The following is a 20,472-nucleotide window of genomic DNA, read 5'->3' as shown; positions in this document are numbered from 1 at the left end:
TCCGACCGTCTCTCTCGCGGCGCGGACTTTAGACCGGGGGACGGGTTTTGTAACGCCGAACCCTTCGGCTACCATCGTTCCGACAAGGAAACGCGCATTCTGCAGGAGGAAAATCATGGCGGGTCCGCTCTCGGGACTGACGATCGTCGAGCTGGCCGGCATCGGCCCGGCACCGATGTGTTCGATGATGCTGGGCGACATGGGCGCCGACGTGATCCGCGTCGACCGGACGAAGGCGCACGTCATGGACCGTCTCGCCGACCCGAAGTTCGCCGTCCATAACCGCAGCCGGCGTTCGGTGTCGATCGACCTGCAGAAGAAGGAGGGCGTCGAGGTGGTCCTTCGCCTGATCGAGAAGGCCGACGGCATGACCGAGCCGTTCCGCCCCGGCGTCGCCGAGCGCCTCGGGCTGGGACCCGACGTCTGCCTCGCGCGCAATCCGAAGCTCGTCTACGGCCGCATGACCGGCTGGGGTCAGGAAGGACCGCTCGCCAAGGCGGCCGGACATGACATCAACTACATCGCGCTGACCGGCGCCCTGCACGCGATCGGCGGCAAGGACAAGCCCGTGCCGCCGCTCAACCTCGTCGGTGACTTCGGCGGCGGCGGCATGCTGCTGGCCTTCGGCATGGTCTGCGGCCTGCTCGAGGCCCAGCGCTCCGGCAAGGGCCAGGTGGTCGATGCCGCCATGGTGGACGGCGCGGCCCTGCTGCTGGGCGGCATCTACGGCATGGCGGGCGCCGGCCTGTGGAGCGACGAGCGCGAGAGCAACATGCTCGATGGCGGCGCCCACTTCTACGGAACCTACGAGACCAAGGACGGCAAGCATGTCTGCATCGGCTCGATCGAGCCGCAATTCTACGACCTGCTGCTCGACAAGACCGGCCTGAAGGGCGAATCGCTGCCGGCGCAAATGGACCGCAAGGCCTGGGGGCAGCTCAAGGCGAAGCTGGCCGGCATCTTCAAGACCAAAACGCGCGACGAATGGTGCGCGATCATGGAGGGCACGGACATCTGCTTCGCGCCGGTGCTCTCGATGAAGGAAGCGCCGCAACACGCGCACGCGAAGGCGCGCAACGCCTATGTCGACGTGGCCGGCTTCGCCCAGCCCGCTGCCGCGCCGCGCTTCTCGCGCACCAAGGAAGCGGTGAAGGGGCCGGCGGCCAGGCGCGGCCAGCACACCGACGAAATCCTGGGCGAACGCGGCTTCTCGGCCAAGGAGATCGGCGAGCTCAAGGCCGCGGGCGTCGTCGGCCCGCAGGCCTAGGGCAAGCCATGGTCCGCGCCTTCGAACTGGCGGTGCAGCAGCTTGGCGACCCCAGGCTGCGTAGCATCGTCTGGCAATCGCTGGCGCTGTCCCTCGTCCTGCAGATCGCACTGGGCGTGCTGGCCTGGTGGACTTTGCAGTCATTCGCCACGTTCCAGTGGTCGTGGGTGAACGAAACCATCCGCTGGCTGGGCGGCGGCGCCGTGACCGTGCTGGCGCTGATGCTGTTTCCGGCGAGCTTCGGAATCGTGATCTCGATCTTCATGGAACGGATCGCCGACATTGTCGAAGCGAGGCACTATCCCCACCTCGGACCGGCACGGGGCATCCCGCTCTGGACCGGCCTGTGGTCGGGCATCGTCTTCCTGGCCGTGCTGGTAGCGATCAACCTGGTGATGCTCCCCTTCTACCTGGTCGCCCTCTTCGTGGCCGGGCTGGGCGCGGTGCTGTTCTACGGCGTCAACGGTTGGCTGACCGGGCGCGAGTATTACGAGCAGGTCGCCCTGCGCCGGCGCGATCCGGCCGAGGTGAAGGCCTGGCGCAAGGCCAATGCCGGAACGCTTTGGCTGACCGGCATCGTGATCGTCTTCCTGGGGACGATCCCGATCCTCAACCTGATCGTGCCGGTGCTGGGGGTCGCGATGATGGTCCATATCGCCCAGACCCTGAAGCCACCCCTTAACCGGCCGGCTGCCTCGCGCTAAACTCTCACGATGAAAGCTGCATACGGGGCACTGGCCGCCACCCTTCTGCTGGCCGGCTGCCAGACCGGAGGGCCCCAGGAATATTCTCTGGGCGCTGGCGAGAAGGGGGTCTTCAGCTCGCGCAACGCCGGCACGCCGATTCCGGCGGATCGGATCAAGGGACTGGACGAACCTCAGCTCGTCGCCCTGTTCGGCGCTCCCCAGTTCGACCGCAAGGACGGAACGGCACGCGTCCTGCGCTACCATTCCGACGCCTGCACGCTGTTCGTCTCGATGTACCAGCGCAACGGACAGCCGTTCAAAGTGGAGTTCGCCGACGCGTACGACACCCATCTCCGGCCGCTGCCCCCCGACCAGTGTGCCGGTTCGATCGCCGCCCAGAAAAAGCGGGTTGCTTGAACGGGTTGCGTCGCAACTCGAATTCCGGCCCGGGCCCTACCGCAACTTTTGCCCTCCGATTCTGTTGTACGAGGGGGCCGTCATTCACGACCGGCGCCCGAAATCACAGGAGGGCGGCATGGACAGTGCCCGCACGGAACTCAAGGACAACGTCGAGAAGCTGCGCAATGCCAAGCAGGTTGCGGCAGCACCCACCGCATCGGAGCGCGACGCTGCCGACCTGAAGATTCTCGAACAGGAAGTGCAGGCGCAACGGCTTCAGATGAAGCGGGAAGCGGGCAAGGACCCGAACGAAGCCTGCGTGACCGCCAAGCCGGGCGAACCGGCCGAGAAGGTGCTCGACCGCAAGCTCGATGCCGCGCTGAAGGAAAGTTTTCCCGGCAGCGACCCGGTGTCCTTCGTCCAGGCCGCGCCCGTGAAACCCGAGGACGAGGAGCTCACGTCGGTCAAGGGCGGTACCAACAAGGGCTGATGCCGGCCTGGTCCCGCTATCGCAGCCGTTGCCAGGCCCGGGCGACGGCTGCAGCGGCCTGTTCGCGGGCGATCATGTCCAGGTGGCCAAAGCCTGGGACAACTTCGACCGCGATCCTCGGGTTCAGCGAATCGAGCAGCGGCCCATACCGGTCAGCAAGAAACAGCTCGTCATCGGCGCCCACGAGCACGATGGTGGGCCGGTCGATCCGCGCGAGAGCCGCCTTCCAGTCACGGCCAAGCTGAAGGCCGGCCGCCAGCCTGAACGAATACACCGGGGTCCTGTTTTCGCTCGGAGCCGCGGCCGTGGCGAAGCGGACGACCTCCAGTTCCTGGAACCACGGCATGCCGAACCCGTCGAGAACCGACAGCGCGACGACGCGGGGCACGGCAACGCTCGCCCAGCCGCCTGACGCCGGGCGCGTCGTCGGAGAGTCGGGTGCGATGTATGGCGAGATCGCAATATAGCCGTCGAAGGCTTGCCGGTTCGGACCGCTCGCCGTGCGCAGCACGAAGCCGCCGCCGGACGAGAAGCCGATCAATGTACGCCCGATCCCCGGCGCCGTGAGACCGGTCGCGTTGATGAAATCCACCAGATCGTCGTCGAGCTGGCCAACATAGGACGTGTCTCCATTGGAGAAGCCGCTGCCGCCGTGACCGCGCAGGCTGACCGCATAGACCGTCGCCCCGGCTGCCTGTAGCGCCTGCGCCGACTTGTGCATCGAGATGCTGGCGCCGGACGAACCGTGGATCAGCACCACCGCCCGGTCGGCGCGACCCGGATAGAGGCGGTAGGTGAGAGGCGCACCGTCGCGCGCGGCAACGCGCTGGACGGCGGGGATTTCGGCCGGGTTCCACGTGTCGCTGCCCGGCAGCGAGTCTCCCGCCATCAGACGCGGCAGTTGGCCGGGCGTACTGAAGACGATGACCCCACCGAGGACGGCGGTCATGGCTACCGCCAGAGCGGCAGGCATGCAGGCGATGCGCGGCAGCCAGCGGCCCGACCGATCGCCGCCCACGCCTGCCAGCCAGCCCAGCCCGATGCCCGCCACGAAACCGCCGACGCCGCCGGCCAGGCCGATCCAGACCGGGTCGGCCCTGAGCGACGGTGCCATCCCGAAGACGATGCCGAGCGCGTAGCGCACCGCGAAGATCGACAGGCCGAAGGCCAGCATGAACCAGCCGCCGGCCAGTTCGAGGCGGCCATCCGCGAGCCGCCGTACGCCACGGCGCCGACCCAGCCACAAGCCGAGCGGCAGACCGATGGCGAGGGCGATCAGCCAGGCGATCAGGGCCAGCGCCGGTCGGGGCGACTGGCCGATCCCCGCCAGGGAGATGACGAGCCCGACGACCGGCAGGATCGCCAGCCGCCAGAGAGGCAGCGTTCGCGGCCGCAGACCCGACGCGCCCAGCCAGATCACGAGGAGCATCAGCGGCCACACCCAGAGAGGCGTATGGACGACGATCTGGAAGACGGTTTCAAAAAGAGACGACATGCGGGCTCCGGGGCGAAAGGCGTTGGCCTCACCTTCCGGGCGGCGGGCCCGTCGCACCATCTTCGCTGCGTGGAAGGACTGGCGCTTTTCGTGATCTGACGGCATTCATCCGTTCACGATGCGCGAATCGCCCTACATCCGATCGTTGCCGATCCAACTGCCGGCGGTTGCCGCACTGGCCGTGGTGCTGGGCGTCATCGGGCCCTTTGGCACTTACGACCACATGGATCTGGGCCGGCGGGTCGCCTACTTCGCCATCATCGGCGGACTGAGCTGGGTGCAGATCGTCACCCTGGCCGCCTGGTTCGGGCGAATCGAGCCGATCGACCGCTGGCCCGTCGCGGGCCGCATGACCCTGGTCGGCGTGCTGGCGTCGATCCCCAGCAGCTTCGAGGTCATCCTGGTCCAATCGTGGCTGGGCCGGCCGATACCGCTTTCGGCCGCGCCCTCCGTCTTCCCCGAGAACGCACTGCTGACGACGTCGATCGCGGTGGTCTTCGGCCTCGTCGTCGAACAGCGCCTGCGCGCGAAAGCCGACGCCGAACTGGCCCGCGTGGCGGCCCTGCCCCCGCAGCCGGCCGACGTTGCCGATTCCGTTTCATCGCCGCCGTCGTCCCCCGATTTCCTGCGCCGGGTACCGCCGGCGCTCGGCCGCGACCTGCTGGCCCTCGAGATGGAGGATCACTACCTGCGCATCCACACCGCGCTCGGCAGCGACCTCGTTCTGATGCGCCTGCGGGATGCACTCGCCGAGCTGGGGCCCGACCGCGGCCGCCAGGTCCATCGCTCCTGGTGGGTGGCGACGGGCGCGATCGCGTCGGTCGACCGGACGGGCGGGCGTCTCGTCCTCACTCTGCGCAACGGGCTCAAGGTCCCCGTCAGCAAGACCTACCGGGACAGCGTCCGGGAAGCGGGCTGGCTCGAAAAGTAAGATGCCGTCGTCTCGACCGGAGCGCTGCCCCGGGAAGCCTCGGGGCAGGCTCGGCGCCACGCCTCGCTGCGCAAGGCTGGCAGGGCGACGATGATCGTTGATGGCTTGCGGCCGTTCTCTCGACAGAGATTTTCGTAGGCCTTGTCGCCGTGCCGGCGAGCATTCGAGGACGGCAAGCAAAAGGAAGGAAGCGTGGGAGATGCGCGCGTTACAGGAACCGCGCCAGCTTACCCAAGTAATTTAGACAAAACATAGTTTCGATCAAGAGTTGTTCTTTCGGCTTTCCTTCGCCAGTTTCCCGAAACCAAACACTTCTCGCATCTATTCGTCCTCCAGGCAGCGTCGTCGCGCGGGATCATGATTGATCCCAACGCGAGCGAACGAAATCGCTTGCTCTCCAGACAGTGGTGAATCCATGAACGAACGACAGCCAAGCCGGACCGCTCTTGGCGCAGCCGGATATCGCGCTGCCCATCAGTTGCTGGAGGGCGGCAAGGTATTCTCCGACCCTTTCGCTCGCACCATTCTCGGTGACGGCGCCGACGCGATTATCGCGGGACTATCGGCAGGCCCGGCACAACAGCGCATGCGCCTCTTCATGGCGATGCGCAGCCGCTTCGCCGAGGATTGCCTCGGCGCCGGGGTGTCACGCGGCGTGCGACAGGTGGTGGTTCTCGGCGCCGGCTTCGATACATTCGCGCTGCGCAATCCTTATTCGGATGTGGGGTTGCGGGTTTTCGAGGTCGATCATCCCGCGACCCAGGCCTGGAAACGAAAGCGCCTGTTCGAAGTCGGCCTCGCTATTCCGCCGTCGCTGACCTTTGCGGCGATCGACTTCGAACACGATGATCTTGGTCTGGGGCTGCGTGATGCCGGTTTCGATCCCGATCGCCCTGCGTTCTTCATCTGGCTCGGCGTCGTCCCCTACCTCGGGCGAACAGCCATAGCGGCCACGTTGCGTTACATCGCGAGCATCCCCGAATCCGAGATGGTATTCGACTACAGCGAACCGCTGGAGAACTATCCGCCGGAGCAGCGGCCCGAAATCGTCGCGCTCGGGGCCTACACGGCTGAAATCGGCGAACCCTGGCTCAGTCATTTCGATCCCGATGAGATCGCGCAGGAACTCCGCGGATACGGCTTCGGGGATATCGAAGACCTCGGCATGTCCCAATTGGCCGTCCGCTATCTGGGCGTGCCCCCCGGCGCGTCCAAAAGTGCTCCCGGGGGGCACATGATGCGGGCAGCTCGTATTCCGTGAGCGTCAGGATTCTTTGGAAGTCGGATCTCGTTACTTGCCGCCACGATCCTCGCGCCACAGGTCGAGCTTTTCCTGGATCGGGCGGTCCGAGAAGGAGAACAACACCGCGTCGCTGTCGGTACGATGCTCGACTCGGGCCCAGCTCGGCACCACGAAATGGTCGCGCTTCTTCCAGCGTATCACCGTGTCGCCGATCCGGCTTTCGCCTTCGCCCTCGACCACCGAGAACACCGTGCCGTCGGTGCAGCGATACGGCGACGTCGCGAAACCCTTCGGGACCAGCTGCATGAAGGTGCCCATCGTGGCGATCGGCGCGCCGCCGTTTGCCGGATTGACATAGCGCAGCTTGTAGCCGTGACAGGGGTCGGGCGCGCCGGCCCGGGAAAGCCCGTGCAGCGCCTCGCGGGTGCGCGCGTAGGGATAGTTGAAGATCGGCGAGGTTTGACGGGACGGCCTCCAGTCGACCGGCAGGAGGCCGCTGGCATACTTCGCGTCCGCCGTGCCCTCGGGCGTGGTGACGGCCTGCTCATCGGTCTCGCCGTTCTCCGCGAAGCCCGCGTTGAACATCGCGACCAGCGGGATGTCGAGCCCGTCGAGCCAAACCATCGGCTTCGACGAATCGTTGCCGTGATCGTGCCAGGTCCAGGTCGGCGTGATGACGAAGTCGCCCTCGCACATGATCGTGCGTTCGCCGTCGACGGCGGTATAGGCGCCCTCGCCCTCGACGATGAAGCGCAGCGCCGACTGAGTGTGACGATGACTGGGCGCGACCTCGCCCGGCAGGATGAGCTGCAGACCGGCATACAGGGTGGGCGTGATGCAGGCACTGCCCGTCATCGCCGGATTTTCCAGGATCAGCACGCGCCGCACCGCTTCCTTGGCGGTGATCAGCGCACCCGATTCCATCAGGAACGGCCGCACCTTGTCGTAGTCCCAGTGCGCAGGCACGTACTTCGGCGCGGGCTGCGGCGGCACGAGCTGATGCAGCGATTCCCACAGTGGCGCCATCGAGAGGCCACCGATGCGCTCGTAGAAATCGCGCCGAGCGTTGTTTCCGGTCGCCGGCGCGGCCATCGGTAACTTACTCGGCGGCGCGCAGCAGCGGGGCGGAGCGAGCCGTCATGCGCGCCCGGCAGGCCGACGAGAAAGCGTCGAACAGCTTCATCGAGACGGGGTTCGACAACGCCTTGTATTCGGGGTGCCATTGCAGCGCGAGCACGAAGCCGGGCGCGTCCGGCACGCTCAGCGCCTCGATCTGTCCGTCGTCGCAGCAGGTGGCTTCCACGCGGGCACGCGGCGCCAGCACGTCGACACCCTGCGCATGCAGCGAGTTCACCTTCACGCGGCGCTCGCCCAACAGCTTGTGGAGAAGCCCACCCTCGGTGACGTCGATGTCGTGGGTCGGCGCATAGTTCACGTCCATGTCCGGCGACTTGGGCGAGCGATGATCGCGGCGCCCCTCGACCTCGTGCACGTGCTGGTGGAGCGAGCCGCCCAGCGCCACGTTCACTTCCTGGAGGCCGCGGCAGATCGCGAACAGGGGAACGCCGCGGTCGATCGCGTGGCGGATCAGCGGCAGGGTCGTCGCGTCGCGGGCCCGATCGTGCTCCGTGCCGGCGCGACTCTCCTTGCCGTAGTGATGCGGCTCGACGTTCGACGGACTGCCGGTCAGCAGCACGCCGTCGAGACTGTCCAGCAGGCGATCCATGGCGGCGACGAAACCGGGCTCGTCATCGAATTCCGGACCGATGGCCGGGATCAGGACGGGCATGCCACCCGCGGCCCGCAGCGCCGCCTGGACGTACTTGTCACCGACCGTGTGGTGCCAGCCGCCTCGGCCGTTCTCCTTGAGACAAGCAGAGACACCGATCAACGGGCGCGATGAGGAACGATTCATTGTCTGCCGAAGCGTGCAAATTGCGAGGCCTGCATTTTCGCCGCTGGTTACCGCCTTGGCAATTGCCCGGCGCCCGGTCCTGCCCGCATCTTGTGCACTGCAGCCCTGCATGGTACCGCCGCGCCGCGGCAACACGTGCCCCATGATTCGCCCGACATTGGAAAGAGTGCCATGACCACCACCCCTCCGCCGTCCGCCCCGCCCTCCGGCCAGACCGCCCAGGCAGGTCCCGCCGCGCCGCTGACGATGCACGGCCAGTACATCAAGGACTTCAGCTTCGAGAACCCGCGCGCGCCGCAGAGCCTGATCGAGCAGACCCAGCCGCAGCTCACGCTGAACGTGCAGGTGGCCAATCGTCAGTTCGACGCCAAGACCTTCGAAGTGTCGCTGACGATCGAGGCCTCCGCTCACACGCCGGAGAAAGAGCCGCTGTTCATGCTCGAACTGATCTACGCCGGCACCGTGACGCTGGGCGAGATCCCGCAGGAAGCCTTCGGCCCGATGCTCTTCATCGAGACGCCGCGCCTGCTCTTCCCGTTCGCGCGCGCGATCGTGGCCAATGCCACGCGCGAGGCCGGCTTCCCGCCGCTCAACATTGCACCGGTCGACTTCGTCGCCCTCTATCGCCAGCAGCTGGAAGCCAATGGCGGCCAGGCGCCGGGCGTCGTTCCCTCGGGGCCCGTCGGCCACGCCTGAAGCCCGATCGCTGCCTCCGCCGTCACGCGACGGAGGTGATCAGGCCTCGACCTTCAGCCAGAGCGGCTCGCTGATCGTCTTCAGGAAGTCCGCATGCGCGGCGAGTTCGGCCGCGCTGGCCGCATGCGGGCGCGGCGGACGCAGGGTCCGGGTCTGCACCGCGGCGCCCGGCACGCCGGCCGCCGCCATCTCCGGCGCGAGGCCGAGATCGCGCTGCCGACCGCCGCTCAGCTCCAGGTAGACTTCAGCCAGCAGCTCCGAATCGAGCAAAGCGCCGTGTTTCGTGCGCTTCGTGTTGTCGATGCCGAACCGGTCGCACAACGAGTCGAGGCTGGCGCGCTGGCCGGGGAATTTGCGGCGCGCCATCGAAACCGTGTCGACATAGGCATTGCTGAGTTTCGGCCGGCCGAGGCGGTTCAGCTCGGCATTCAGGAATCCCAGGTCGAACTGCGCGTTGTGGATGACGAGCTGGGCGTCGCCCAGGAACTCGAGCAGCTCGTCGACCTTGTCGGCGAACAAGGGCTTGTCGGCCAGGAACTCGTCGGTGAGGCCGTGCACTTCCTGCGCCCCGGCCGGCATCGGCATCTCGGGATTGAGGTAGAGCTGCAGTGACCGGCCGGTGGCCACGAGATTGACCAGCTCGATGCAGCCGATCTCGACCACGCGGTTGCCGGCGAGAGGATCGAGGCCGGTGGTCTCGGTATCGAGGACGACTTCACGCATGCCGATCTTTTAGACCAGTTGCCCACCTACTTGCGACGCGCGCGCGCGAGCCGGGCTGTGAATTTCTCCCGCCACGGATTGGACGGCCAGAAATTGCCGCGCAGGCCGCGCAGTTCCGCGACCGCCCGACCGAGCGCGGCGCGCGTCGTCGCCAGCCCCATGCCGGTCGGGATCACGATGCTGGCCTTGCGGCGCTTGAGCGCGTCCGGCACCTGCTGGCGCAGGATGCCTTCGAACTTCTCGACGGTCATGCCCGGGCGGGCCAGCACGCGGCGGCGCTGCAGGAAGGCGGGCGCGCTGACCACCAGCGTGGCATCGACGCGACGCTCTCCCATCCCCTCGAACAGCAGCGGGATGTCGAGCACGACCAGCTTCTCGCCGGCCAGCGCGGCGCGCCGCAGGAAGGCACGCTGCATGCGATGGACCAGCGGATGCACGATGGCCTCCAGGCGGCGCAGCGCCTCCTTGTTCCCGAAGACGCGCGCGCCCAGCGCCTGGCGGTCGAGCACGCCCGCCTTCACGACGCCGGGAAAAGCCGCCTCGATGCCCGGCAGCGCCGCGCCGCCAGGTGCCTGCAGCGCATGGACGGCGGCATCGGCGTCGTACACGGGCACGCCCATCTCCCGCAGCATTTTCGCTGCGGTCGACTTGCCCATGCCGATCGAGCCGGTCAGTCCGACGATGACCATTCTACGGCAACGCTCGCAGCAGGATCAGGGAACCAGGACGGTCTGGCCCGTGGTCTTGCGGCTCTCCAGGTCGATATGCGCCTGCGCGGCCTCTGCCAGCGGATAGTGCTGGTCGATGGAGATCTTCACCTTGCCGCTCTTCACCATCTTGAACAGCGATCGGGCGCTGGCTTCGAGATCGGCGCGGGTGGCGGTGTAGGCGCCGAGGCTGGGGCGCGTGACATAGAGCGAGCCCTTGGCGTTGAGGATGCCGATCGGAATCGGCGCGACGGCGCCCGAGGCGTTGCCGAACGAGACCATCAGGCCGCGCGGCTGCAGGCAGTCGAGCGAAGCCGCCCAAGTGTCCTTTCCGACGCCGTCGAACACCACCGGCACGCCCTTGTTCTTGGTGATCTTCTTCACCTCGGCCACGATATCCTGCTTGGTGTAGTCGATCACCCACTTGTAGCCGTTCTTCTTGGCTAGGGCGGCCTTCTCCGGCGACGAAGTGGTGCCGATCACCTTGTAGCCGCGCGCCTTGGCCCACTGGCCGAACAGCAGGCCGACGCCACCAGCGGCTGCGTGGAACAGGATCGTGTCGCCCTTCTTCAGCCAAGCCTTGGCGGTGCGGTCGACCAGGTACTCCGTCGTCATGCCCTTCAGCATGATCGCCGCGGCCTGCTCGTCGCTCACGCCGCTCGGCACCTTCACGAGCTGGTCGACGCCCATCACGCGCTCCTGGCAGTAGGCGCCCAGCACGCCGCAATAGGCCACACGGTCGCCCTTCTTGAAGCCCTTCACGCGCGGGCCGACTTCGACGATCACGCCCGCCGCCTCGCGGCCGACAGCGTTGGGCAGCGGCGTCTGGTAGAGGCCGGACCGGGTGTAGACGTCGATGAAGTTGAGGCCGATGGCGGTGTGGCGCAGCTTGACCTGGCCGGGGCCGGGCTTGCCGACCTCGACGTCCTCGAACTGCATCTTCTCCGGGCCGCCGTTCTCATGAATCAAAATGGACTTGGACATCTGAATTTCTCCCCTTGCAGCGGCGACCGAGGAACGTCGCCTGCTTGCGCACGTCGAGTATAGTGACCGGCCTTTCAGGCGCCAGCCCGGCGCGGCCTTCGCCAGGAGAGTTTATGCCCAGGAAGCTCCTCATCGGGCGTCGTCGCCTTCTTGCCGCTTCCGCCACCGCCGTTCTGGCCGCCCCTGCCGTCGCGCGGGCGCAGCAGGTCCTGCGCAGCACCAAGGCGGCCTACAGCCTGAAGATGCTGACCCTCGATCTCGAGCAGCCCTGGGGCATGGCTTTCCTGCCCGACGGCCGGATTCTGATCACCGAGCGGCCGGGTCGCCTGCGGATCTTCGCCAACGGACGGCTCGAACGGGCGCCGGTGGGCGGCCTGCCGAAGGTCTATGCCCGCGGCCAGGGCGGCCTGCTCGACGTCTGCCTGCACCCCGGCTTCGCCCGCAATTCCCTGATCTATCTCACCTATGCCGGCGAGGGCGACGGCGGCGTGGCGACCGTGCTGGCGCGGGCGGAGTTCCGCAACAACGCGCTGGTCGGCCTGCAGCGTATCTTCGACGCCCTGCCGCGCACCTCGGGCGGCCTGCATTTCGGCTCGCGAATCGTCTTCGACAAGGCGGGCCTGCTCTACGTCACCTGCGGCGAACGCTACCAGATGCAGCGCGCCCAGAACCTGGCCGATCTCGGCGGCAAGGTCGTGCGACTGCGCGACGACGGCTCGGTGCCATCCGATAATCCGTTCGTCGGCCGCGAGGGCGCGCGGCCGGAGATCTTCACCTGGGGCCATCGCAATCCGCAGGGGCTGGCGATGCATCCGGGCACCGGCCGCATCTGGCTGGTCGAACACGGGCCGCGCGGCGGCGACGAGCTCAACCTGCTGAAGTCCGGCGCCAACTACGGTTGGCCGCTGGCGACCCACGGCATCGACTATAGCGGCGCGACCATCAGCCCGAACAAGAGCCTGCCGGGCATGGAGGATCCGGTGCGCGTCTGGGTGCCGTCGATCTCGCCGAGCGGCCTCGCCTTCTATACCGGCGATCGCTTCCCCGGCTGGAACGGCTCGCTCTTCACCGGAGCCCTGTCGGACAATGCGCTGCACCGGATCGAACTCGACGGCGACCGGTTCGTCGGCGAGGAGCGGTTGCTCGTCGACGTGCTTCCCTATATCCGCGACGTTCGTCAGGGGCCCGACGGCCTCCTCTACGTCGTCACGCACACCGACAGTGGCGGCCTCTATCGCCTGGAGCCTGCGTAACGCCATGTTGATCCTCGCCTCCGCCAGCCTTTCGCGCCGGCAGATGCTGCAGAATGCCGGTCTCGACTTCTCCGCTGAAACCTCGGGCGTCGACGAGGACGAAGTGAAGCTCAGCCTGTCGGCGGAGAACGCGACGCCGCAGGACATCGCCGAGACACTGGCCGAGCTCAAGGCACAGCGCGTCTCAAAGCGAAATCCTCGCGCCCTGGTCATCGGCGCGGACTCGACGCTCGCCTGCAACGGCCGGCTGTTCGACAAGCCGCCGACCACGGCGGCGGCCCGCACGCAGCTGAAGGCGCTGTCAGGGCAGAGCCACGAACTTCACTCCTCGGTCGTGGTGGCCCGGGGCGGCGTGCGGCTGTGGCACTGCAACGAACGCGCGCGCCTGACGATGAGGCCGCTCGACGACGCCTTCCTGGACGCCTATCTCGCCAGGGCTGGCGAAGCCGTGCTGACCTCGGTCGGCGCCTACCAGCTGGAAGGCGTGGGTGCCCACCTGTTCACGAAGGTCGAGGGCGACTACTTCACTATCCTCGGCCTGCCGCTGCTGCCGCTGCTCTCGTTCCTCACCGGACACGGCATCGGCCTGGAGAAAGCCGCATGAGCGCCGCCCCGAGCCCCTACGACACGCTTCTGGCCGAAGCCGCCGGCCGTCCCTTCTCGGCCATCGTCGGCTGGCCGGTCGAGCATTCGCGCTCGCCCGCCTTGCACGGCTACTGGCTGAAGAAGCATCGCATCGACGGTCACTATGGCCGCCTGCCCGTCGAACCGAACGCCGCCGCGCTCGGGACGCTGGCGGATTTCCTGCGCTCGACACCCAACGCGCGCGGCTGCAATCTCACGCTGCCGCACAAGATCGAGATCATGCCCTTCCTCGACCGCATCGATGCGGTGGCGCGGCGCATCGGCGCGGTGAATACCGTGGTGAAGCAGCCCGACGGGACGCTGGAAGGCCGCAACACCGACGCGTTCGGGTTCCTCGAAGCGTTGAAATACAACGCCCCGCACTGGATGGCGGACACCGGCCCGGTGGTCGTGCTGGGCGCGGGCGGCGCCGCGCGTGCTGTTGTCGCCAGCCTGATCGACGCCGGCGTGCCGGAGCTGCGGCTGGTCAATCGCACGCGCGAGACTGCGGTCGATCTCGGCGTCGCCTTCACGCCCGCGGGGGGCCAGCGCATCGTGGTCGGCTCCTGGGACGAGCGCAGCGCGCTGCTCGAAGGCGCGACCCTGCTGGTCAACACGACTTCGCTCGGCATGAAGGGACAGCCCGGCCTCGACATCGACCTCGCAAGACTGCCGCACGAGGCGGTGGTCTACGACATCGTCTATGTGCCGCTGGAAACCTACCTGCTGGCAGCGGCGCGCTCGCGCGGCAACCGGTGCGTCGACGGGCTGGGCATGCTGCTCCACCAAGGCCGGCCGGGCTTCGAGGCCTGGTTCGGCCCGACGGTCGACGTGACAGCCGAGCAGCGCCATGCCGTCGCCGCCGATCTCGGAGCCTGACCCATGGATATGCCGAAGGACGACAGCCAGCCGCCGGAGGGCTTCAAGCCGCTGTTCCGCACAAGCCCGTTCCTCGACCACAACGGGCCGTTTTTCTATCGCGAGAACGGCGACGGCACCTTCGTCGTGGGCCTCCGCATCCAGCCGAAACACGCCAATGCGCGCGGAGTCGCCCATGGCGGCATTCTCATGACGCTGTGCGACATCTCGCTGGGCTATCGCACGACGCGCAGCCAGACACCTTCGCCGCTGATCGTCACCGCCAGCGTGAAGACGGATTTCGCCGGGTCGGCGAAGATCGGCGACTGGGTCGAGGCCCATGTCGACGTCCATAAGGTCGGCGGGCGTCTGGCCTTCGCCAACTGCTACCTGAAGGTCGGCGAGGAGCGCATCGTGCACGCGAGCGCGGTGTTCGCACGGACCGGCGATCGCCCTTGAGGCTCTTCTTCACGGCGTTCCTGCCGTTTGCGCTGGGTTACTTCCTCAGTTTCCTGTTCCGCTCGCTGAACGCCGTCGTGGCGCCCGCGCTGCGCGGTGAACTCGGCCTCGACGACGCCGCCATCGGCGTCGTGACCTCGATGTATCTCGCGGCCTTCACGCTGGCCCAGCTCCCGGCCGGGGTGGCGCTCGACCGCTTCGGCCCGCGTCGCGTGGCGCCGGTCATGCTGCTGGTGACCGCGCTGGGCTCCGTGATCTTCGCCCTCGGCGACGGTGTCTTCGTGCTGAGCGTCGGGCGTGCCTTGATCGGGTTCGGTCTGTCGGTGGCGTTGATGTGCGGCTTCAAGGCCAACGTCCTCTACTGGCCGATTGGCCGGCTGCCGCTGGTCAATGCGGTGATGATGACGTTCGGCGGGCTGGGTGCCGCGATGGCGACGCGCCCGGTCCAGTGGCTGCTGGTCGACTTCGACTGGCGACAGGTCTTCCTCGGCCTCGCCGCCATCACCGTCGCGGTCGCGCTCTACCAGATCTTCGCCGCGCCCGCCTATGAACGCGGCGGCAAGGGCCGGCTGGCCGACGAACTGAGGGGCCTGACGGGCGTGCTGCGGACACCGCTCTTCTGGCGGGCGGGCCTCGCACCCACTTTCTCGCTGGGGGTCTGGGTCTGCTATGCGAGCTACTGGGCGGCGGGGTGGCTGCGCGACGTGGCGCATCTAGACGAGCCCGCGGTGGGCGTCGCGCTGTTCGCCGTCTCCATCGCCATCGTACCCGGCTACTTCTTCAGCGGCATGATCGTCGACCTGCTGCACAGGCGCGGCGTGCGGGGCGGGCGCGTGCTGCTGGTGTACGGGCTGCTGTTCCTCGCGATCCACGTGCCGATCGCGCTCAACGTCACCGCAATGCCCACGCTCCTGTGGTTCGCCTACGTGATGTTCGGCGGGATGTCGGTGGTCTGCTACGCGCTGGTGACGCGCGCCTTCGCGCCGGAACTCGCCGGCCGGGTCAACACGACGCTCAACCTCATCTGCATGCTGATCGCCTTCATGGTGCAGGCGGCGATCGGCCCGGCGCTGGCCTGGATGGACGTGGCGCACGGGCTGTCACGCGCCGAGGCGCATCAGGTCGTGACGTTCGCGCTGCTGGCGATGCAGGCGGCGGTCTGGGCTTGGTTTGCGGCGAGCCGGGACGCCTGGGGCCTGCCCTGAAACAGGAAGAGCGCCGATTGGTCGGCGCTCCTTCGAGTTCCTATCCGTTCTGGATCGTGTGGGTCGGCGCCGTTTACAGCGCCTGACTCGCGCTTGGTTACAAGCGCCGCCGCCCACCCGCGCCTCTGAAGGCGCGTTACTGATTCATGGATCCGAAGAAATCCTGGTTGGTCTTCGAGGTGCGCAGCTTGTCGAGCAGGAACTCGATCGCATCCACCGCGCCCATCGGCATGAGGATGCGGCGCAGCACCCACATCTTCGACAGCGTCGCACGGTCGACCAGCAGCTCTTCCTTGCGGGTGCCCGACTTGGTGATGTCGATCGCCGGGAAGGTGCGCTTGTCGGAGACCTTGCGGTCGAGGATGATTTCCGAGTTACCGGTACCCTTGAACTCCTCGAAGATGACCTCGTCCATGCGGCTGCCGGTGTCGATCAGGGCGGTCGCGATGATGGTGAGCGAGCCGCCTTCCTCGACGTTGCGGGCCGCACCGAAGAAGCGCTTCGGGCGCTGCAGGGCGTTGGCGTCGACACCGCCGGTCAGCACCTTGCCGGAGCTCGGCACGACGGTGTTGTAGGCGCGGCCGAGGCGGGTGATCGAGTCGAGCAGGATCACCACGTCCTTCTTGTGCTCGACCAGGCGCTTGGCCTTCTCGATCACCATCTCCGCGACGGCGACATGGCGGCTGGCGGGCTCGTCGAAGGTCGAACTCACGACCTCGCCCTTCACGGTGCGCTGCATGTCGGTCACTTCCTCGGGCCGCTCGTCGACGAGCAGCACCATGAGGTAGACCTCGGGATTGTTGGCCGTGATGGCATGGGCGATGTTCTGCAGCAGCACCGTCTTGCCGGTGCGCGGCGGCGACACGATCAGGGCGCGCTGGCCCTTGCCGATCGGCGCGATCAGGTCGATCACGCGGGTCGAGATGTCGAGCTGCTGCTGCGGCGTCGTGCCGGCCTTCTTGGTCAGAGTGCCGGTGCGGCGGGTGCCCACGCGACCCGACGAGGTCGCCTTCGAGCCGCCGATCGATTCCTCGGTGACGGCCGGCGCCATGGCGGCCGCGCCGCCGTCGAGCTCCAGTTTCAGCTTCTCGTCCGGATAGAGCGGTGTCAGCGAGTCGAAGTTGATGCGATGGCGCAGCGCGTCGGGATCGTCGAAGTTGATCTTGTTGATCTGCACCATGGCGAAGTAGCGCTCGCCGTCCTTGGGCGCGCGGATCTCGCCTTCGACCGTGTCGCCGGTGCGCAGGCCGAACTTACGCACCTGCTGGGGGCTGACATAGATGTCGTCGGCGCCCGGCAGGTAGTTGGCTTCCATCGAGCGCAGGTAGCCGAAACCGTCGGGGATCACCTCGATGGTGCCGACGCCGAAGATCGCCTGGTCGGCGGCGGCGATCTTCTGGAGGATGGCGAACATCAGCTCCTGGCGGCGCATCATCGCCGCACCCTCGACGCCCTGCTCTTCGGCGAACGCGAGCAGTTCGGGAGGCTTCTTCTTCTTGAGGTCCTGGAGATTCATGGGTCTTCGATCTGATGGGGAAATGACGCACGCGCTTGCCGCGACCGGAGCGGCCGAGCCTTGGAATACAGCGCTGTGTCGTACTGGATGGGCCCTATCGAGTTGCCGCCGGGGAGACGACGCCAAGGGTCCCGAGCGGCAATTCTATAGGGGTCGGGCCGCGCCCTGTCAAAGGGCCGGCAGGCTCAGTCGCCCTGCTCGGCCAGCATCTCGGCGTAGCGAAAGATCTCGGTATGGTCGGCGCCCTTGCCGAGCTTGCCGTCGGCTGCGGTCCAGTAGGCCACGGCCTGCTCGAGGTGCGGCATCCTGAGCTTGAGATGCCTGGCCACGTCGCCCGCGGTGCGCAGGTCCTTGGCCATCAACGCCGTCGTGAAGCCCGCCGAGAAGTTGCGCGGCACGACGAACTGACGACCCTTGACCTCGGTGGCATTGCTCTTGCCGGTCGAGGTGTTGAACACATCGACCATCGTGCCGGGATCGAGGCCGAACGCCTCGCCGACCACAAGGGCCTCGCACATCGCGACGAGACCGGCCGCGGAGAGGTAGTTGTTGAGCGCCTTCAGCGCGTGGCCCGCGCCGGCCGGGCCGCACAGCGTGATGGTCTTGCCCATGGCGCCGAACACGGGACGCGCGCGTTCGAGGTCGGCGGCCGCGCCGCCCACCATGATGCTGAGCGAGCCATCGACCGCGCGCCTGACGCCGCCCGACACCGGCGCATCGAGCAGCGCCACGCCGCGCGCCGCCAGGTCGCGGGCGAGCTTCTGCGTGTCGACCGGATTCGACGAGCTCATGTCCATGACGACCGCGCCCGCATCCAGCCCTTCGATCGCCGGGTCCTGTCCCTCCAGAACGGCCTGTCTCACGATCTTGCCGTCGGGCAGCATGGTGATCAGGGCCGCGGCGCCCTGGGCCGCGGCCTTCGCCGAGGCGGTGGCCAGAGCCGAGGGATGGGCGCCGACGAAATCGGAGACCGCCTTCTGCGAGACGTCGAACACGCGCAAGGTGAAGCCCGCCTCGACCAGGCGTTTCGCCATCGGGCGGCCCATCATGCCGAGACCGATGAAAGCGATGGTGGCGGGAGGCACGAGCGTCGTCGTCATGGTTCAACCCCTGCAGTGAGATCGTATTCATAGAACGGCAGCACGCGGCCGGGAATCGCATCCGACGGCTCGTTTCGCAGGAAGCGGGCGCCCATGCGCTCGTAGAACGGCGCGGCGTTCACGTCGGCGAGGATGGTCATGCGCCGGTAGCCCAGTCCTCGCGCAAGCGTGACGGCGGCCTCGAACAGCGTCCGGCCGGTCCCGCCGCCGATCGCCGCCGGATCGACGAACATCAGCGCCAGCTCGGCATCGTCGCCGTCGCGGCCGACACTGACGGTGCCGATCGTGCGGCCGTCCGCATCGATCGCCACCAGCACGCGGCCCTCGGCAATGCTCTCTTCCTTCACCGTGAGCGAGGGCACGCACAGGCGCATGAACCCGGCGTCGTAGCCCCAGTGCGCCTTCGACCGCAGGCAGAGCGCGGTGAGGCTGGCAGCCTCACCAGCTCGCGCCGGCCGAACGCCGGCCATCGTTCAGATGCCGCGGTCCTTGAAGACGTCGCGCGCGGTCTTGAAGGCGTCGAGGCTGGCGGGGATGCCGCAATAGATCGCGACCTGCAGGAAGATCTCCTTGATCTCGTCCTTGGTGAGGCCGTTGTTCAGCGCGCCGTTGATGTGCAGTTTCAGCTCGGGGCCGCGATTGAGCGCTGCCAGCATGGCGAGGTTCAGCATCGAGCGGCTCTTCTTCGACAGGCCCGGACGCGTCCAGGCATAGCCCCAGCAGTACTCGGTGGTGATGTCCTGGAAGGCCATCATGAATTCGTCGTTGGCGGCGCCGGCCAGCGAATTGTCGACGTAGGCCGCGCCCAGCACGGCTTTGCGCATCTTCATGCCCTCGTCGTAGAGCTTCTTGTTGCGCGGCGCGGGCTTGGCTTTCTTCGCCTTCGCGACAGCGGTCTTCTTGGCCATGTCTTGCTCCTCCGGATGAAACCGGGGAGCTGTATATCAGATCGTCGCGTGGCCTGCGTGCTGTGCCGTCGCCGAAACGTTGAGGCCCTTCGAGCGGGCCTGCTGGCAGAGATCCTCGATCGTCACGCGGTCGAGCTGCGCCATCATTTCCTCGCGCAGCTTCTCCCACAGCGGCCACACGACCTCGTGGGCGAGCGGCGAGCCGATCGAGGGATCGCTGGGCTCGGTCTCGACCTCGAGATTGCGGACCACCCGCACGACCTCGCCGAGGGTGATGGTCGACCTCTCCCGCCCCAGCCGATAGCCGCCCCGGGGACCGCGCTTGCCGGCCAGGATGCCGGCCCGCACCAGATGCTGAAGCACCTGCTCGAGGTAGCGCTTGGGAATGCGCTGACGCTCGGTGATGTCACCGCTGCGCACCGGGTGCTCGCCGACGTGGAAGGCCACGTCGAGAACCGCCTCGATCGCGAACATCGTTTTCTTGCTGAGGCGAGGCATCCCGTTCTCGTCCCTCTCAGGCTCTCTTGCTCGAGCCGGTCACAACCCCTGTCGACCCGAAGCCGCCGGCACCGCGGGCCGTCTCGTCGAGGGCCGGGACCTCTCGCCAGACGGCACGGGCATGGCGTGCCACGACCATCTGTGCAATTCGCATGCCGCGTTCGATGCGGAACGGCTCCTTGCCCAGATTGATCAGGATCACCCCGACCTCGCCGCGATAGTCCGCGTCGATGGTGCCGGGGGCGTTGGCGACCGTCACGCCGTGCTTGGCCGCCAGCCCGGAACGCGGGCGGACCTGGGCCTCGAAGCCGACCGGGAGGGCGATCGAAATACCCGTCGGCACGATCTTCCGCTCGAGCGGCCCGAGTTCGATGTCCTTGTCGATGGCGGCCAGCAGATCGGCGCCGGCGGCCGAAGCCGTCGCATAGTCGGGAAGCTGCAGGTCATGCCCGTGCGGCAGCCGCACCACCTCGATCTCGATGCTCTCGACGCCCTTCATCGTTCCCCCGTCAAAT

Annotated in this window: 24 protein-coding genes; 12 read left to right on the top strand and 12 right to left on the bottom strand. The window is 67.4% G+C overall.

From position 1 onward, the window contains the following. The first annotated feature begins 115 nt into the window (after positions 1–115). The 4 genes from LJ725_RS09935 to LJ725_RS29150 all read left to right on the top strand — a co-directional run bounded on the left by LJ725_RS09935 (position 116) and on the right by LJ725_RS29150 (position 2,842). Entirely contained in the window at positions 116–1,267 is a 1,152-nt protein-coding gene (locus LJ725_RS09935; protein ID WP_230550498.1) for a CaiB/BaiF CoA transferase family protein, read from the top strand. An 8-nt stretch (positions 1,268–1,275) separates the two neighbouring features. After that, positions 1,276–1,971, top strand: coding sequence for an EI24 domain-containing protein (locus tag LJ725_RS09930; RefSeq protein WP_230550497.1), 696 nt, complete (start codon positions 1,276–1,278; stop codon positions 1,969–1,971). Between the two features lie 9 nt (positions 1,972–1,980). Continuing rightward, entirely contained in the window at positions 1,981–2,370 is a 390-nt protein-coding gene (locus tag LJ725_RS09925; RefSeq protein ID WP_230550496.1) for a hypothetical protein, read from the top strand. 118 nt (positions 2,371–2,488) lie between these two features. Continuing rightward, on the top strand, positions 2,489–2,842 hold the full coding sequence (locus tag LJ725_RS29150) for a hypothetical protein (protein ID WP_329958354.1): 354 nt from the start codon (positions 2,489–2,491) through the stop codon (positions 2,840–2,842). A 16-nt stretch (positions 2,843–2,858) separates the two neighbouring features. Here the strand turns inward: LJ725_RS29150 and LJ725_RS09915 are convergent, their stop codons facing one another. After that, on the bottom strand, positions 2,859–4,337 hold the full coding sequence (locus tag LJ725_RS09915) for an alpha/beta fold hydrolase (RefSeq protein WP_230550495.1): 1,479 nt from the start codon (positions 4,335–4,337) through the stop codon (positions 2,859–2,861). 118 nt (positions 4,338–4,455) lie between these two features. On the opposite strand from LJ725_RS09915, the gene LJ725_RS09910 reads away from it, so the two are divergent. Beyond that, a complete protein-coding gene (locus tag LJ725_RS09910; protein WP_230550494.1) occupies positions 4,456–5,268 on the top strand; it encodes a LytTR family DNA-binding domain-containing protein in 813 nt (270 codons plus the stop codon). 415 nt (positions 5,269–5,683) lie between these two features. After that, a complete protein-coding gene (locus LJ725_RS09905; protein WP_230550493.1) occupies positions 5,684–6,529 on the top strand; it encodes a class I SAM-dependent methyltransferase in 846 nt (281 codons plus the stop codon). A 30-nt stretch (positions 6,530–6,559) separates the two neighbouring features. On the opposite strand, the gene gtdA is transcribed toward LJ725_RS09905, so the two are convergent. Both gtdA and LJ725_RS09895 read right to left on the bottom strand, forming a co-directional pair. Continuing rightward, on the bottom strand, positions 6,560–7,603 hold the full coding sequence (gene gtdA / locus LJ725_RS09900) for a gentisate 1,2-dioxygenase (protein WP_230550492.1): 1,044 nt from the start codon (positions 7,601–7,603) through the stop codon (positions 6,560–6,562). 7 nt (positions 7,604–7,610) lie between these two features. Then, entirely contained in the window at positions 7,611–8,426 is an 816-nt protein-coding gene (locus tag LJ725_RS09895) for a gamma-glutamyl-gamma-aminobutyrate hydrolase family protein (RefSeq protein WP_230550491.1), read from the bottom strand. A 171-nt stretch (positions 8,427–8,597) separates the two neighbouring features. Here LJ725_RS09895 and secB point away from each other — a divergent pair, with 171 nt between their 5' ends. Next, a complete protein-coding gene (gene secB, locus LJ725_RS09890; RefSeq protein ID WP_230550490.1) occupies positions 8,598–9,122 on the top strand; it encodes a protein-export chaperone SecB in 525 nt (174 codons plus the stop codon). A gap of 39 nt (positions 9,123–9,161) precedes the next feature. Here the strand turns inward: secB and dnaQ are convergent, their stop codons facing one another. From dnaQ to LJ725_RS09875, 3 genes are read right to left on the bottom strand one after another with little or no spacing between them, the layout of a single operon-like run. Further along, positions 9,162–9,845, bottom strand: coding sequence for a DNA polymerase III subunit epsilon (gene dnaQ, locus LJ725_RS09885; RefSeq protein ID WP_230550489.1), 684 nt, complete (start codon positions 9,843–9,845; stop codon positions 9,162–9,164). Between the two features lie 26 nt (positions 9,846–9,871). Further along, a complete protein-coding gene (gene coaE, locus LJ725_RS09880) occupies positions 9,872–10,534 on the bottom strand; it encodes a dephospho-CoA kinase (protein ID WP_230550488.1) in 663 nt (220 codons plus the stop codon). 24 nt (positions 10,535–10,558) lie between these two features. Beyond that, complete coding sequence (locus tag LJ725_RS09875; protein WP_230550487.1) at positions 10,559–11,536, bottom strand: quinone oxidoreductase family protein; 978 nt, start codon at positions 11,534–11,536, stop codon at positions 10,559–10,561. A gap of 113 nt (positions 11,537–11,649) precedes the next feature. Between LJ725_RS09875 and LJ725_RS09870 the strand changes: the two genes are divergently transcribed. From LJ725_RS09870 to LJ725_RS09850, 5 genes are read left to right on the top strand one after another with little or no spacing between them, the layout of a single operon-like run. Then, positions 11,650–12,789, top strand: coding sequence for a PQQ-dependent sugar dehydrogenase (locus LJ725_RS09870; protein ID WP_230550486.1), 1,140 nt, complete (start codon positions 11,650–11,652; stop codon positions 12,787–12,789). A gap of 4 nt (positions 12,790–12,793) precedes the next feature. Then, positions 12,794–13,393 carry a Maf family protein gene (locus LJ725_RS09865; RefSeq protein WP_230550485.1) on the top strand — a complete coding sequence of 200 codons (600 nt, stop codon included), beginning with the start codon at positions 12,794–12,796 and terminating at the stop codon, positions 13,391–13,393. Beyond that, a complete protein-coding gene (locus LJ725_RS09860) occupies positions 13,390–14,292 on the top strand; it encodes a shikimate dehydrogenase (RefSeq protein WP_230550484.1) in 903 nt (300 codons plus the stop codon). Before LJ725_RS09865 ends, LJ725_RS09860 begins: the two co-directional genes overlap by 4 nt. A 3-nt stretch (positions 14,293–14,295) precedes the next feature. Continuing rightward, the gene (locus LJ725_RS09855) at positions 14,296–14,730 is read left to right on the top strand and encodes a PaaI family thioesterase (RefSeq protein ID WP_230550483.1); all 435 of its coding nucleotides are present in this window, start codon (positions 14,296–14,298) and stop codon (positions 14,728–14,730) included. Next, complete coding sequence (locus tag LJ725_RS09850; protein WP_230550482.1) at positions 14,727–15,935, top strand: MFS transporter; 1,209 nt, start codon at positions 14,727–14,729, stop codon at positions 15,933–15,935. The genes LJ725_RS09855 and LJ725_RS09850 overlap by 4 nt, the downstream gene beginning before the upstream one ends. Positions 15,936–16,071: 136 nt before the next feature. Here LJ725_RS09850 and rho read toward each other — a convergent pair whose 3' ends face one another. From rho to dut, 6 genes are all read right to left on the bottom strand, one after another. Further along, positions 16,072–17,451 (bottom strand): transcription termination factor Rho, encoded by a 1,380-nt coding sequence (rho, locus tag LJ725_RS29305; protein WP_230550481.1) that lies wholly within the window; start codon positions 17,449–17,451, stop codon positions 16,072–16,074. 185 nt (positions 17,452–17,636) lie between these two features. After that, positions 17,637–18,551, bottom strand: coding sequence for an NAD(P)-dependent oxidoreductase (locus LJ725_RS09840; RefSeq protein WP_230550480.1), 915 nt, complete (start codon positions 18,549–18,551; stop codon positions 17,637–17,639). Further along, positions 18,548–19,021 carry a GNAT family N-acetyltransferase gene (locus LJ725_RS09835; RefSeq protein ID WP_230550479.1) on the bottom strand — a complete coding sequence of 158 codons (474 nt, stop codon included), beginning with the start codon at positions 19,019–19,021 and terminating at the stop codon, positions 18,548–18,550. Before LJ725_RS09835 ends, LJ725_RS09840 begins: the two co-directional genes overlap by 4 nt. Before the next feature lie 3 nt (positions 19,022–19,024). Beyond that, positions 19,025–19,459 (bottom strand): carboxymuconolactone decarboxylase family protein, encoded by a 435-nt coding sequence (locus LJ725_RS09830; protein ID WP_230550478.1) that lies wholly within the window; start codon positions 19,457–19,459, stop codon positions 19,025–19,027. A 36-nt stretch (positions 19,460–19,495) separates the two neighbouring features. Continuing rightward, positions 19,496–19,957, bottom strand: coding sequence for an RrF2 family transcriptional regulator (locus LJ725_RS09825; RefSeq protein ID WP_230550477.1), 462 nt, complete (start codon positions 19,955–19,957; stop codon positions 19,496–19,498). Positions 19,958–19,973: 16 nt separating this feature from the next. Then, the gene (dut, locus tag LJ725_RS09820) at positions 19,974–20,456 is read right to left on the bottom strand and encodes a dUTP diphosphatase (protein ID WP_230550476.1); all 483 of its coding nucleotides are present in this window, start codon (positions 20,454–20,456) and stop codon (positions 19,974–19,976) included. Positions 20,457–20,472: the final 16 nt, after the last annotated feature.

It is taken from the genome of Reyranella aquatilis (assembly GCF_020880995.1).
Classification (GTDB): Bacteria; Pseudomonadota; Alphaproteobacteria; order Reyranellales; family Reyranellaceae; genus Reyranella; species Reyranella aquatilis.
Note: the sequence above shows the minus strand (reverse complement) of the source record. Positions and strands in the feature narration are given on the sequence as shown.

Excerpts from the sequence above, each read along its gene's own strand:
- LJ725_RS09935 (WP_230550498.1), top strand. The coding sequence starts at position 116 with ATGGCGGGTCCGCTCTCGGGACTGACGATCGTCGAGCTGGCCGGCATC.
- LJ725_RS09930 (WP_230550497.1), top strand. The coding sequence starts at position 1,276 with ATGGTCCGCGCCTTCGAACTGGCGGTGCAGCAGCTTGGCGACCCCAGG.
- LJ725_RS09925 (WP_230550496.1), top strand. The coding sequence starts at position 1,981 with ATGAAAGCTGCATACGGGGCACTGGCCGCCACCCTTCTGCTGGCCGGC.
- LJ725_RS29150 (WP_329958354.1), top strand. The coding sequence starts at position 2,489 with ATGGACAGTGCCCGCACGGAACTCAAGGACAACGTCGAGAAGCTGCGC.
- LJ725_RS09915 (WP_230550495.1), bottom strand. The coding sequence starts at position 4,337 with ATGTCGTCTCTTTTTGAAACCGTCTTCCAGATCGTCGTCCATACGCCT.
- LJ725_RS09910 (WP_230550494.1), top strand. The coding sequence starts at position 4,456 with ATGCGCGAATCGCCCTACATCCGATCGTTGCCGATCCAACTGCCGGCG.
- LJ725_RS09905 (WP_230550493.1), top strand. The coding sequence starts at position 5,684 with ATGAACGAACGACAGCCAAGCCGGACCGCTCTTGGCGCAGCCGGATAT.
- gtdA (WP_230550492.1), bottom strand. The coding sequence starts at position 7,603 with ATGGCCGCGCCGGCGACCGGAAACAACGCTCGGCGCGATTTCTACGAG.
- LJ725_RS09895 (WP_230550491.1), bottom strand. The coding sequence starts at position 8,426 with ATGAATCGTTCCTCATCGCGCCCGTTGATCGGTGTCTCTGCTTGTCTC.
- secB (WP_230550490.1), top strand. The coding sequence starts at position 8,598 with ATGACCACCACCCCTCCGCCGTCCGCCCCGCCCTCCGGCCAGACCGCC.
- dnaQ (WP_230550489.1), bottom strand. The coding sequence starts at position 9,845 with ATGCGTGAAGTCGTCCTCGATACCGAGACCACCGGCCTCGATCCTCTC.
- coaE (WP_230550488.1), bottom strand. The coding sequence starts at position 10,534 with ATGGTCATCGTCGGACTGACCGGCTCGATCGGCATGGGCAAGTCGACC.
- LJ725_RS09875 (WP_230550487.1), bottom strand. The coding sequence starts at position 11,536 with ATGTCCAAGTCCATTTTGATTCATGAGAACGGCGGCCCGGAGAAGATG.
- LJ725_RS09870 (WP_230550486.1), top strand. The coding sequence starts at position 11,650 with ATGCCCAGGAAGCTCCTCATCGGGCGTCGTCGCCTTCTTGCCGCTTCC.
- LJ725_RS09865 (WP_230550485.1), top strand. The coding sequence starts at position 12,794 with ATGTTGATCCTCGCCTCCGCCAGCCTTTCGCGCCGGCAGATGCTGCAG.
- LJ725_RS09860 (WP_230550484.1), top strand. The coding sequence starts at position 13,390 with ATGAGCGCCGCCCCGAGCCCCTACGACACGCTTCTGGCCGAAGCCGCC.
- LJ725_RS09855 (WP_230550483.1), top strand. The coding sequence starts at position 14,296 with ATGGATATGCCGAAGGACGACAGCCAGCCGCCGGAGGGCTTCAAGCCG.
- rho (WP_230550481.1), bottom strand. The coding sequence starts at position 17,451 with ATGAATCTCCAGGACCTCAAGAAGAAGAAGCCTCCCGAACTGCTCGCG.
- LJ725_RS09840 (WP_230550480.1), bottom strand. The coding sequence starts at position 18,551 with ATGACGACGACGCTCGTGCCTCCCGCCACCATCGCTTTCATCGGTCTC.
- LJ725_RS09835 (WP_230550479.1), bottom strand. The coding sequence starts at position 19,021 with ATGGCCGGCGTTCGGCCGGCGCGAGCTGGTGAGGCTGCCAGCCTCACC.
- LJ725_RS09830 (WP_230550478.1), bottom strand. The coding sequence starts at position 19,459 with ATGGCCAAGAAGACCGCTGTCGCGAAGGCGAAGAAAGCCAAGCCCGCG.
- LJ725_RS09825 (WP_230550477.1), bottom strand. The coding sequence starts at position 19,957 with ATGCCTCGCCTCAGCAAGAAAACGATGTTCGCGATCGAGGCGGTTCTC.
- dut (WP_230550476.1), bottom strand. The coding sequence starts at position 20,456 with ATGAAGGGCGTCGAGAGCATCGAGATCGAGGTGGTGCGGCTGCCGCAC.